Below are 12,563 nucleotides of genomic sequence, written 5' to 3'. Positions count from 1 at the left end.
GCAGTGATGTCCGCAGTCCGGGGTAAAGCCGTCATCCGACTAAAACCGTCAGATGACGACACTGAGCCCAATGTGACCGATGCTTCATGGCAAACAATTTTCGGAGTGGGTGAAATGCAGACGTTCGCTACACTTTGTCATCTCCCAGCAAAGCGGGACAAACTGGTCGCCATCCGAATTCAGCTCAATCTTTCAATGTTGCGAGATATGCAATGATATCCACGCGATCTTTTTCATTTTCAATTCCGAGCATCACTTTGGTCGTCCCGGGTACAAACTGATATGGGCTAGCGAGATAGCTATTCAGTGTATCTGCATCCCACACCAAACCTAATTCGCGCAAATAACTTGAATAAGAAAACTCGGGATCGGACGCAGTGGGTCGTTCGAATACTCCCCAAAAGTTGGGCCCATTATCACCTGTTATCCCCGTCGACGAAGGTTTGCCGTGGCAGACTTCGCACCCCTTGGCTAGAAACTCTCCATTTGAAACATTGGCACCTTGCAACTTATCGGCAATCGGTTGGCTCTCTACTCGCTGTGGCGCTCCCGCTTCGATGAGCACCTCGGCGATTTCTATGTGCCCCGCTCTCAGCGCCTGATGCAAAGGAGTTGAGATATATGGTTCATAGCTGGCTGGATCCGCCCCAGCCTCAATGAGCACTTTTACTACTTCGATATGACCATACCCGGCCGCATGGTGGAGAGCGGTTCCAACCGTATAAATATCATTTCCCTGATAGAAAAAAATTGTGGGATCGGCACCTCGCTCAAGAAGAAGTTCAACCAACTCAGTATGGCCGAATTTTGCCGCAACAAAAAGCGGTGTAACGCCCGGTGCACTTGTCATGTTCGTACTGCGAAGTTCGAGCGGCACACCCTTTTCTAGCTCCGCGAGAACGCCCTCAATATTTCCACGTTTGGCGTGAAGATGGATGATTTCCGCCAATGCCTTCTCAAACGGAAAGATGAACAGCGACAGAGTGACTATAATTAGTCGAAACATATGCGCCTCCGAATTCAACGGCTTAAGCCAATCATAAGCAGATTGAGTCGTTGTACCAAATTCTACGGAAGAAATGGGTTCCTGTGCGACGTTCGCGCCAGTTCGTCAGCTTTGTGGTCGCTCGCAAAAGAAGTATTACCACCATCGCAACGCATGATGGCTAAGCGGGCTGCATCCGCAGCAATTGAGTCAATTTATGGATGTCGGCTCGGAGTCAATTTCGAGGGCCTGCTGCTTCGCACAGAACGACAGCATTTTCCGCACTGCGGTCGTTGAGTGGAATTCACTCAAAGTCTCCACTGAGCCCAAAGTACCGGATACTGCGCAACGATCACTTGGCGGGTTCTGCACCGTAGTCCGCCTCCGATCGGTCTCAGGTCGAAGGTGCAACATTTTTGGTGCATACTTCCCTGCCTGTTTGCATTTGCGCGCGCTTACATCGCCGTGTGCTAGCTACAACTGCGTGACACCGGCACCCGGCTCTGTTTATCCGTCGAGCATCGCGAGCACGGCGTCGCGTTCGGACAGAACCAACAGCAAGGCAAGATCACCCGGTTCCAGCTTTTCCAATATCATCGAGGCAGCTAGAGAGGGCGAAGATGCTCTCAGGACTTGTTGCGCGTCATATCCCTGTTCTAAGGCGGATTTTTTGATCAGGTCCGGGATTTCTCCCAATTCGCGACCTCTTAAATACCCTTCCAGTTCGGCTGCGACGACCACGTCGGGCTGGAAATTTAACGCCGTCGCGGTAACGTCCCGAATATCCTGATCCGACCGATCGCCAGCATGGCTGAGCATAATGTAACGCCGTTTCGCCGGTAGGCTTGACAGCGCATCGCAAACGGCCGAAATCGAATGCGGGTTATGCGCAAAATCCACAAAAACACGCGCATTATTGTAACTAAACTCGTTGCAGCGTCCGGGGTTGTCCTTGGCGTCGGGTTTGAACCCGGCCAACCCATCCCGAGCCCCCTGAACGGGCAAGTCCAGTGCCAAGGCAAGGCACAGGGCCGCCAGCGCGTTCAGGATATTGTATTTCGCAGCGCCGCCCATGGTCAGGGGAACATCGGAAACTGCAATGACTACCTGTTCGACCGCACCGTCGAAAAAGACGATATCTCCCTCCTGCACATAGGCGCAGCACTTGCCCGCATCACGCGCCTGACGGACAAGGTTGTTCTGCGCATCCAGCGAGAACCACCAGATATTTGCGGATGTATTTTCCGCTTCTGCGCGGACATACAAGTCATCGGCATTCAGTGCCAGCACGCCACCCTCGGCCAGCGTGCGATGCACGGCGAATTTGGCCTGAGCCAGTTCCGGCACCGTGTTGACCCCGTATTGCCCCAGATGGTCGTTTGCCACATTGGTGACCGCCGCTGCCGTTGCCGCGCGGGTCGGCAGCCCCCGGCGCAGGATTCCTCCGCGCGCGACTTCCAGACAGGCGACCTCCAGCCTTTTGTCACGCAACAGCATTCGCCCGCCGCCGGGGCCGGAATAATCGCCACGGTCGAGAATGTCGTCTCCCACCCGCACAAATTCGGTCGAGGTCAGCCCGGCAACCTTGCCCGAAGCGCGCGCGACCGCCTCAAGTAAACGGGTTGTGGTTGTTTTGCCGTTGGTTCCGGTTATGAAGGCCACCGGGATATTGTGCAGAGCCGACCAGTCCAAGTCATCGGGGGTAGGCAGCGCATCGACCGGCCAGGTCTGACTGCCAGTACCGTGCCCGATCGACACTTCGTCATCATCGCACAGGATATCCACACCATGCGCTTCTGCTGCCGCAATCAGGGCGATCAGCGCGGGATTGGCTTCTTTCTCCATAACGCTTTTGACATCCGCAACCATCTGATCGAAATCGCCGGGCTCGGATGCCAACAGTTCGGCAGCACAGAAATGCCAGACGGTTTGCACCGCGAAGATAGCGGAATAGAGCTGATCCATCGGTGCTGAAATCGCCAGATTGACGCCACCGGTGAAACTGCGGTGGGTTACGTCCTGATCCTGCCAGCCAAGTGCGTCCAGCACGCGGCGCGCGTGTTTTTCCCACAAAGCAGTGACCTGCGCGGTGCCGGTATCGGTGAAAAACACATCCATCACCGCGCCGGGGCGGTTCCACAACAGTCCCGGCCCAGTCAAGCGTCGGGCATCGTCTACCCGGACATGATCGGCGTACGCGCTTTCAATTGTCAGCGCGTTTTCAAGCTCTTCTATCCGGTCCATTCCGGTACCCCCGCTTAATCCGCGTCTTCGCTGATGTCGCGGGCCAGGCGCACGCCGCGCGCATCCCGGATCAGGTTCTGGTCGCTTTCGAACATGTCCTCGAACGAGGTGTCGATGGGGCTTGCCACCGGCGCAGCCTCTGTGACCGGCGCTTCGCTATCGGAGTTGAAATAGATGATCTGCTTCCAGCAGCGCGTTGTGTCATCACCGAAAATCACCAGCAGATCGCCCGGTGCGGCCCGTTCCAACGCTGCAGTCACCGCTTCGACCTCATCCGGGATGATCGTGATCGCGGTATCATCGACGCCGTTGTCGATCAGGGCCTGCCGCATCATTTGCGGTACTTCGTCGTGTCCACGGCCCCGGCGGCGGTCATCTGCCTTGCAGATGAAATGATCAAAATGCCCGGCCAATGCGGCGGCCCCGTCGATGATATCCTCATCGCGCCGGTCGCCGGGCATCGCAACAACGCACAGCCTTCGGCCCTTGACCTCCAACTGATCGGCCAGAGCCGCCATCGCCTTGAGCGCGGCAGGGTTGTGGCCATAGTCGAGGATCACCTTGAAGGGATGCTCGTCATAGACATTCATCCGCCCGGGTGCCTGGAAATAGCTGGTGTCGAAGGTGCGCAGCCCATGGCGGATATTGTCCAGATCCACTCCGAAACTATAGGCCATCGCGGCGGCGAACATCGCGTTCTGGACGTTGAAAATGGCCTTGCCTTCCAATGCCGCCGGGATCAGATGCGACCACAGCACCGGGATATGAAGACCGTTGTCATAAATGGTCAGCATGTCACCATTCATGCCCTTTTCAAGCACAATTGCCTTGCCGCCTGCCTTGATATGTTCCTTTACCAGGCTGTGCCCCGGATTGGTGGTGACATAAAAGATCTGATCTGCACCGGCATAGTCGGCCATTTTCAAACAGTTGATGTCATCGGCATTCAGAACTGCCGTGTCGGTGGCGCTTTCCACCACGACGCGTTTGACAACGGCCAGTTCCTCAACCGTGTTGATGCCGCCAAGACCCAGATGATCTGCCGAGACGTTCAGGCAGGCCGCTACGTTCGAGCGCTGATAGCCCAGACCCGAGCGCACAAGTCCGCCGCGTGCGGTTTCCATCACCGCAAAATCGACAGCCGGGTCGCGCAGAACGATCTGTGCCGACTTAGGTCCCGTCATGTCGCCCTTCACGCTCAGCTTGCCGTCAACATAAACGCCATCGGTCGAGGTCATGCCAACGGTCTTGCCGCTGGTTTTCATGATGTGCCCCAGCATCCTTGAAGTGGTCGTCTTGCCGTTGGTTCCGGTGATTGCCGCGATGGGAATGCGGGTTTCCTCGGTGGCCGGAAACAGCATGTCGATCACTTTGCCCGCCACGTCGCGCGGCTGACCTTCGGACGGTGCCACGTGCATCCGGAAACCAGGGGCGGCGTTCACCTCGACAATCGCGCCGCCGATATCCTTGTAGGATTTGGTGATGTCGTCGATCAGGAAATCGACGCCGCCCACATCCAGCCCGACGGCCATGATGGCACGCTCGGCCATGTCACGGTTGTCAGGGTGCACCACATCCGTCAGATCTATGGCCGTGCCGCCAGTCGACAGGTTCGCGGTTGATCGCAGATAGAAGACCTCGCCGTCAGGCAGCACAGTTTCTTCCGTCACGCCCGCATTTTCCATCAGGCGGTTGGCCTGATTGTCGATCTCCAGCATGGTCAGCACTTTTTCATGCCCGATGCCACGGCGCGGATCCTCGTTCACGATATCGACCAGTTCGGCAATCGTGTGCGTGCCATCGCCCACCACATGGCCCGGCACGCGCTTGGCTACAGCGACCAGCTTGTTGTTCACCACCAGCATCCGGTGATCGAACCCGGTGATGAAGCTTTCCACCAGAATGGCGCGGCTGCGGGAATGTTCCTTGGCTTCGGCAAAGCCTGCCTCGACCTCTTCATCCGAGTTCAGGTTGATCGAAACACCACGCCCATGATTGGCATCGAGCGGTTTGACCACCACCGGGTGCCCGATCCGCGCGGCGGCGCGCACGGCTTCACGCGCGGAATAGATCATGCGTTGCTGCGGCACAGGCAGGCCCAGATCGTTCAGCAGATTGTGGGTGTCTTCCTTGTCGCAGGAAATCTCGACCGAGATATGCTTGGTCTCAGAGGTTATGGTTGCCTGAATGCGTTTCTGGTATTTACCGTGCCCGAACTGAACCAGTGACCCAGAATTCAGCCTGATCCAAGGGATGTCACGCTCTTGCGCGGCCTTAACCAATGAGCCGGTTGAGGGACCAAACTCCTTGCGCTGCGCCCGCAGCACAAAGCTACGCAACTCGTCATCCCAGTTGAATTCCGGGTCGAAGTCGTAGTCCACCTGTTCCTTGAGGGATTGCGGCAATAGATGCATCAGCAGCCGCATTGCAAGCTTGCCTGCGTCCAGACCAACATCGCGCTGGCGGTATTCGTAAACCATGTTGTATTGGCCGGGTTCGCCTGTGCCGCGCGTGCGGCCAAAGGTTACATCCGAACCGGCCACGTTCTGCACTTCGATGGCACAATGTTCCAAAACATGACCAAGCCAAGTGCCTTCATCTTCGCGCAATCGGCGGATGAAACCACCGGGTTCGCGGTAGGAACAGCCATGTTCCGCCAGACCGGGAAGGGCCTGGGTCAATGCATCAATAAACTCGGAACCAATTTTGGCCGAAGGCCAATCTTCCAGAACGCCCAGATCAATGACGTGGCGAATGACCGGAAAACTTGCCCAGACATTCGGGCCGACAAAGATATTGGTCGAGATTATTTTCATGAGGCTCCCCGTTGGTTAGCTTATTGTTTCCCCCCGTTGGCGGCCTCATCCTCGGACAGATCCGGCAATGTGCAGAACGCCATATGCTCATCTGGCGGAAAAGCCTGGCGAGCCGTCAGATCATAACGGCACCCTTCACCCAGAACGTCAAGCCGAAGTCCAAGAAGGCTGAGTGCTTCGCCGCGACGGGCATCCCACATCGAAGAATGGGTCAAATGGCTGGCATCCACCACGGTAACCGTTCCGCTGCCGATTACTTCAAAGACGTTATCGGGCCCAATGAAGGCCGCCGTGTCTTCGTCAACGCCCAATCCGATTAGAAAAGGGTTAAAAGATGAAGCGGTTAGCAATCGACCCAGGCGGTTGCGTTGGGTGAAGTGCTGATCAATGATGACGGCGTTGGTCAGACCCATACCGGGAGCCAGCGTGATGTTACCTTCGGCTGGACCAGAGTTGCTGCTGCCACCTGCTACCATATGCTCGGACATGATCGAAGCACCGGCCGATGTTCCTGCAACCGGCACCCCTGCCGCGTTTCGGCGCCGGATTTTCTGGGCGACCAGCGTGCCTCCAAGAATCGCTGACAGGCGCAACTGGTTCCCACCGGTCATAAAAATTCCGGTAGCACGATCCAGCATCCCCGCGTAATCCGGGTTGTCGCAATCGGCGCGGCGCGAGATAGGCAGGAATTCAACCTTGCCTGCACCAAGCTCGGAAAAGATGCGGTTATAGTCCGGTCCGGTTTCTTCCAGCATCGAGGCTGTCGGGATTACGACGATATCAGCGTCGGCACCGCCGGACAGTTCTACGAACTTTCGGTGAATCTGCATTTCCTTTACGCGGTCTTCACCGCCGCCGATCGGAATGATGAACCCGCGCGGGGTTTCTGCATCAACGGGTGCAGGGCACATATCTTAACTACCTTCCGGTGCTATAGCGGGCAGCCACCGGGGACCGCGCGGACGCTCAAACCTGTTCATACATGCCGCGTCGGGCTATCTGGCCGTCGCGTACATGCCATTCCCCCCGGGCCATCACATGCCGCACGGCAGTGTTTTCGTCAAGAACGACCAAATCAGCGTCCATACCCACGTTCAGACGACCTTTTTGGTGCAGCTTCAGCAGGTCGGCGACATTTGAGGTCAGCGGAGCCAGCGCTTCGGGCATTGGTACTCCTCTGTTGGTGAGTTCGCGCAGCGTGTCCGGCAAAGTGTCCGACAAACCCACACCAAACCGTGTCAGATTGCCTTCATGGTCAAAGGCGGGCAGGCAGCCACCACCGTCAGAGCTGATGGTGAACCGGTCGGCGTGACCGCCCAAATCGCGAAACTGAATGTAGGCCTCAGTAGCAGAGATGCCCGGCTCGACATGTCCGCAGGGGAATGCGGTAGCGTCGATGTAACATCCGTGCCGTGCTAGCGCCACGGCCTGTTCGAAGAGTGGTTTGTTGCGATTGACATGGGTTGGATTGAAGACGCGTGCGGGGATTTCGCAGGTCGCGATAGCTTGTTCCAACATTGACAGCCCTCGCTCGCCATCTCCCATATGGCAATGCACAATCCCCGCCTTGCCAGTCATCAGGCCTGCGACATGCGCTTCGCTTGCGATCCGCAGAAACTCGTCCAATGTCGGTTGGCTCGACCGGTGATCACTGATCGCCAGTTCCCCAACACCGATGACCGGATCAAGGAACACAATGTCTCCACGGGCTGAACCGGTGAGGGTGGTCAGTGGGACGTGATAGCCACCGGTGTGACACCAGGCTGAAAGTCCTTCTTCGCGCAACCCATAGGCCTGTTGCACCAGCGTCTGCGTGTTGCGGGTCAGATCGTCCGTGCCCAATACTCCAACGACTGAAGTGACACCGGCACGCGTGAAAGAGGACAGGACAAGCGGCGGCACCCGACTGGCTGGTCCGGTTTCACCGCCACCGCCAGTTATATGCGCATGCCCATCAATAAAACCCGGAACAACCGCTGCGCCTTCGACGTCAATGATCTCTGCCTGAAGCTGGACAGGCAATTCGGGTTTATTGCTGCCGAGGTAAATGATGCGTTCACCCGCAGTGAGAATATGGCCCAAACCAACAGGTTCAGGTGAATAGAGGCGCGCATTCTTGATGAGCTTCAACACGTTGCAAATCCGTCAGTAGGAGCGAAGACGTCCTTCTTTGCACCAAATGGCAGCAGAAGAACCATCCCCTTTTTCGGGGAAAGCGTAGATGTCGGTCGTACGCCACTAGCAGACAATGAGAAAAATGAAGCGGATGGCAAGGTTGTCCGCGAAGTAGTCGTGTTTAAGGGTTGCGGCGAACGGTTGCTCCGAGCCCAATCTGTCTTATGCTGCGGAACAGCCGAATGTCCGCTTTTCTCCCGGGCGACCATCACGGTACGCGCCATCGCAATGACCTTAAGCCAGCGTGGAATAAACCTCGGCAACTCGCTGAAAGGTCCAATAGCAGGCGATAGCCGCACATCGTATACCGTTTGGGATCCGAGAACGTCTAGGGTGAATTCCAAATCCGGATTCCTGGACCCAAAACAATTGAGATTGTAGAAAAATTACGTCGCTTTCAGCCTCTTAGGTCGAAAACAGCGTAGCGCCATCTGTGCGTTTTGGCAAAATCCAGTTCCAATCAAAAATGGTGTACAGAATGCTGGAAGTTCATTCGATTCCCGGTGCATTTACCGCGCGGGAATGTGAGCAGATTGTTGCTGCATCACAAAAAGCCCCGGCGAACGAGGCTCTGCTTGTCGGGCAAAACAAGGATCATAATCTGCGCAGAGCGGATGTGACCTGGCTGGACGACGTCGAAGGCTCTGATTGGGTGATGTCACGCCTGATCAATGTTGTCCGTCGCTCCAACACCGACAAGTTTGGCTTTGATCTGAGCGAGTTCGCCGAAAGTCCGCAGATTGCCTGCTATAAAGCATCAGATGGTGGTCATTTTGCGTGGCATTCCGATATCGGCGACGGGCCTGTTGCCCGAAAAAGAAAGCTGTCGCTGGTGGTTCAACTCAGCAAACCCGGAATGTACGACGGCGGAGACTTGGAGATAATGCCGGGCGCTTATGCTGTAACGGCCAGCCGACATCAGGGCAGCGCGACCATCTTTCCCAGCTTCTTGTTGCATCAGGTGACACCGGTTGAGAATGGTGATCGGTATTCGTTGACGGTCTGGGCGCATGGCCCGACGTTTCGGTGATGATTTCCGTACTCGTTTGATTAAGAGTCCGAGACTACAAGGCTAACGGTTCCTTTCGTGTAGGAAACAGAGTCGAAAGAGTTAAGCTTGCCTTTAACACATTCGCTGAAATGGCATTTCTTGTAGTCCAACGTCTCTGCTAAATCCTAGAAGCTGCACGGTACTGACGCCTGAGTTGCTTTGGTCACTCAATGGCTGGCTTCTATTATGTATCAGTCGGTAAGCGACTGGCGACTGATTTCTCATGGACTAAGTTTGGCAGGCTAACCATATCAGAAGCAACTTTGCCAGCTTCCTTTGAAGTACTTTCGATAGATATGCGTGTCTGGCCCAACCGGGGGTGCAGCTTACGAGCCAGAACCCACGTCCAAAGCAAACCTGCGCCACCCGCAGCGAACACGCCAGAGAGCGGTGCAGCGAGAAGAACCAGCCAGGCGGCACCAGGTGTAATAATACCCGAAACGTCGCGAAAGCTCGCGTATATTGCTGACATCTCAGTTCGTTCGGAAGGTTTGACTGCGAGAAGGAACGGCAAACCAGCGGAAACATCGAGCAAGATCAGGAAAATTGAGCCCATCATTAAGAATGCGATTGTGACTTCAGGGATTCCGAATGGAACTCCAGCAAAAAGAAACAGCAGCCCGGACATGAGGAATCCGGTTCTGACTGCTGCGCGTACCGAACTGCGCTGCATGAAACGAAGCATCAGTGGGGTGCAAAACAGGGCGGCATTGGAAATCGATAAAGCAATCCCTCCAAGCTGGCTGCCCAGCCCGTTCTGAACCGCATAGATGGGCAGGTATACGACATAAATCCACCACCCACAGGAACGAACGACCGCGAATACCCATCCGGCAACCAATCGCGGTTGCGCAAAAAACCTCCCGAAATAGGCGAACGGATTTGCGGGAGCGCTTTGGCTTCTGGTGATGAGCCTGCCGTTTCCGAGGCGCATAACAAGAAAGATGAGCAGCATGACAATCGCCGCACCGGCTGCAATCAGGAACGGCGCAGGTCGCCACCATTCGTACAATATCGCGCCAAGTGCAGGCCCAGCCGTCCAACCCAGCGCACTGTAAAAAAGCCGCGATGTCTCAAAACGTCCCAGTTCAATCCTGGCAACATGGTCGAGTACATAGGCGTTGAAGCACACAAATGTCGTCACAACGGCGAAAGTCGTGAGTGCGAGCCCCGCAATAACGGCAGCAGGGGTCGCAACGGTCGTCACAACCGCACCCGCGACGTACGAAAGAGTGCCGAACACATAGACCCATCTCCGTGGGACAAACCGGATCAGGTAGGGAACCAGAAGACCGATCAAGAGTGATACCGCGCCAATGGCGAAATAAATTTCGGATACAAATCGCGCATCCTTCAGCGCGTTGTACATCGCTACCGGAAAGACAGAGATCAAAATACCCCTGGCAATCGCCTCCGTTCCCGCCAGAATGGCGAATCCCCGCACGCTGGGTGCTGGCGCATGGCGAAGCCATTCTGGTATTCGACGTTCGTGCATGAGAAGTGCTCAATGGACTGGGAACTAGTCAAACCTGTTTCCTCATTTTATCTTTCCTGCCAGCGACCCGATGTCGTTTTTGCTAATCGTGCAAGTTAAAAAAATTCAAAAACGGAATTTCGTTTTCTCTTTTTGGGAGCCCGCTTCGCTGGCGTTCAATTTTCAACGCTGATTACACCGAAAGGATAGCTTGAACTCGGGCTGGATTGGCCCAGTAGAATGGCCGCAAACCGGAAATCATTGCTCGACCGAAAAATCTACCGCTGCGGATGCAAGCACTTTCAGTATGAGCAATAGTCGTGGCTACAAAAGTCGGTTTTGTCCGCAAAGCGGTCTGTTAAAGTCGGGAGTGCGATACCCGCCCGATCCAGGTATGGATGAAAGCCTTTGTGGCGCGCGGTCAGAGTGGCCTGGCAAGGTCACCAATATCCCAGAAAAGACCGGCCATTGCCCGCAATGCATCACGCGACACCGACTTCAACACGTGTTCGTTTGGCGCGTGCTGTGAACAGCCACGATAGGAATGAGGCACCCAAATCGTTGGGAGGCCGAGCACATCGGAAAAGACCTCATTGGGCAGGGAACCGGCGAGATTTGGCAGAATATGTGGCCGCTTTCCAGACGTTTCTTCCAGCGAACGCGCGACAAACGACACCCAAGGATGCTCCGGCGATGTCCGCGTCGCATCGAAAAATCCGCGGTCGTGAGGTTTGATTTTAACGATCTGAAATCCTCTTGCATCAAGGTGGCGACGAAGGGCCGACAGGATACCGGCTTGATCGGTGCCAACAACGAAGCGGAGCTGACAGGCGGCCTTGGCATATCCCGAGATCGCGTTAACCGGCTCTTCGGGGACACCGCTTTTCATTGCGAGGATCGCAAAGCTGTTCCAGCCAAAGACCCGTTCGGCCGGTGTCAGACTTTCTTCGCCCCAGTCTTCGTCAATCTTCGGACCGCCATCTCCGCCTACCGGCAAATTGCGCAGGGTATGCCGGATGTCTTCGGTTAGGCTGGTCGGCCGCCACTCTGGTATTTGGATTTGGCCCCTCACATCGGTGATCGTCGAGAGGGCTTGCGCAAGGATCATCGCGGGGTCGGCAAGCAAACCGCCCCAGTTACCGGAATGATGTGCGCCGTCTCGAAGGTCAACGATGAGGTCGAACGAATTGCCGCCCCGTGCACCCATGAACATCGTCGGCGTGTCTGACTGAAGGCGTGGTCCGTCCGATGCGATCAGGACATCCGCGGCAAGGTTTTCTTTGTGCGTGGCGCAAAACTCCGACAGCCCCGGCGACCCCATCTCCTCACCCATTTCAATAAGGATTCGAATGTTGAAGCCGAGTGATCCACGAGCGTCGATGACGGAGCTCAACGCAGCCAAGTTGATGAGGTGTTGTCCCTTGTTGTCAGCGGTACCGCGTCCGAAGAGGCAATCGCCCTCATCCACAAGACGAAACGGGTAAAGCCCGTTGCGCCACTGATCGGTTTGGGCGCGGATCACGTCGCCATGCCCATAGGACAGGATCGTTGGGCCTGTGTCGTCCTCGATGCGTTCAGCGACAAGGATAGGACCTGCATCTGGCACAGGGTTCGGGTGTATTGCACAGGAGAACCCAAGACTGTGCAGGCGCGGAACGAGGGCTTCTTCAAGATAGCGCGGAAGTTCCGCCGCTTTCTCTGGTGTCTGGCTCTCCGTCTCATGGGCAACCAGTTCGCTAAGATCGGTTGCAAATCGACCGCTGTCAAAATATTCGGCGACGTTGTCTATGGCAGCAGCGCGGGTCATGTTCACTTTCC

General features: G+C 56.0%; 8 protein-coding genes. 1 reads left to right on the top strand and 7 read right to left on the bottom strand.

Annotated features, from left to right (window positions below; all coding sequences use genetic code 11):
- Window positions 1–184: 184 nt before the first annotated feature.
- From GOV87_RS06555 to iadA, 5 genes are all read right to left on the bottom strand, one after another.
- The gene (locus tag GOV87_RS06555) at window positions 185–1,006 is read right to left on the bottom strand and encodes an ankyrin repeat domain-containing protein (RefSeq protein WP_170623321.1); all 822 of its coding nucleotides are present in this window, start codon (window positions 1,004–1,006) and stop codon (window positions 185–187) included.
- Window positions 1,007–1,492: 486 nt separating this feature from the next.
- Complete coding sequence (locus GOV87_RS06550; protein ID WP_171211216.1) at window positions 1,493–3,229, bottom strand: Mur ligase family protein; 1,737 nt, start codon at window positions 3,227–3,229, stop codon at window positions 1,493–1,495.
- A gap of 14 nt (window positions 3,230–3,243) precedes the next feature.
- Window positions 3,244–6,045 carry a cyanophycin synthetase gene (gene cphA, locus GOV87_RS06545; protein ID WP_171211215.1) on the bottom strand — a complete coding sequence of 934 codons (2,802 nt, stop codon included), beginning with the start codon at window positions 6,043–6,045 and terminating at the stop codon, window positions 3,244–3,246.
- 20 nt (window positions 6,046–6,065) lie between these two features.
- Complete coding sequence (locus tag GOV87_RS06540; RefSeq protein WP_170387166.1) at window positions 6,066–6,956, bottom strand: cyanophycinase; 891 nt, start codon at window positions 6,954–6,956, stop codon at window positions 6,066–6,068.
- Between the two features lie 55 nt (window positions 6,957–7,011).
- Window positions 7,012–8,178 (bottom strand): beta-aspartyl-peptidase, encoded by a 1,167-nt coding sequence (iadA, locus tag GOV87_RS06535; protein ID WP_170387164.1) that lies wholly within the window; start codon window positions 8,176–8,178, stop codon window positions 7,012–7,014.
- A gap of 520 nt (window positions 8,179–8,698) precedes the next feature.
- Here iadA and GOV87_RS06530 point away from each other — a divergent pair.
- Window positions 8,699–9,250, top strand: a complete 552-nt coding sequence (locus GOV87_RS06530) for a 2OG-Fe(II) oxygenase (RefSeq protein WP_170387162.1) — start codon at window positions 8,699–8,701, stop codon at window positions 9,248–9,250.
- Between the two features lie 205 nt (window positions 9,251–9,455).
- Here the strand turns inward: GOV87_RS06530 and GOV87_RS06525 are convergent, their stop codons facing one another.
- Window positions 9,456–10,766, bottom strand: a complete 1,311-nt coding sequence (locus GOV87_RS06525; RefSeq protein ID WP_170387160.1) for an MFS transporter — start codon at window positions 10,764–10,766, stop codon at window positions 9,456–9,458.
- A 400-nt stretch (window positions 10,767–11,166) separates the two neighbouring features.
- Window positions 11,167–12,552 carry a M20 family metallopeptidase gene (locus GOV87_RS06520; protein ID WP_170555235.1) on the bottom strand — a complete coding sequence of 462 codons (1,386 nt, stop codon included), beginning with the start codon at window positions 12,550–12,552 and terminating at the stop codon, window positions 11,167–11,169.
- Between the last annotated feature and the right edge of the window lie 11 nt (window positions 12,553–12,563).

It is taken from the genome of Ruegeria sp. HKCCA5426 (genome assembly GCF_013034585.1).
Classification (GTDB): domain Bacteria; phylum Pseudomonadota; class Alphaproteobacteria; order Rhodobacterales; family Rhodobacteraceae; genus Ruegeria.
This window is presented reverse-complemented; position numbering and strand designations above follow the sequence as displayed.

What these genes read in the sequence shown, in the direction of transcription:
- GOV87_RS06525 (WP_170387160.1), bottom strand. Translation starts at nt 10,766, where the DNA reads ATGCACGAACGTCGAATACCAGAATGGCTTCGCCATGCGCCAGCACCC.
- cphA (WP_171211215.1), bottom strand. Translation starts at nt 6,045, where the DNA reads ATGAAAATAATCTCGACCAATATCTTTGTCGGCCCGAATGTCTGGGCA.
- GOV87_RS06555 (WP_170623321.1), bottom strand. Translation starts at nt 1,006, where the DNA reads ATGTTTCGACTAATTATAGTCACTCTGTCGCTGTTCATCTTTCCGTTT.
- GOV87_RS06550 (WP_171211216.1), bottom strand. Translation starts at nt 3,229, where the DNA reads ATGGACCGGATAGAAGAGCTTGAAAACGCGCTGACAATTGAAAGCGCG.
- GOV87_RS06530 (WP_170387162.1), top strand. Translation starts at nt 8,699, where the DNA reads ATGCTGGAAGTTCATTCGATTCCCGGTGCATTTACCGCGCGGGAATGT.
- GOV87_RS06520 (WP_170555235.1), bottom strand. Translation starts at nt 12,552, where the DNA reads ATGACCCGCGCTGCTGCCATAGACAACGTCGCCGAATATTTTGACAGC.
- GOV87_RS06540 (WP_170387166.1), bottom strand. Translation starts at nt 6,956, where the DNA reads ATGTGCCCTGCACCCGTTGATGCAGAAACCCCGCGCGGGTTCATCATT.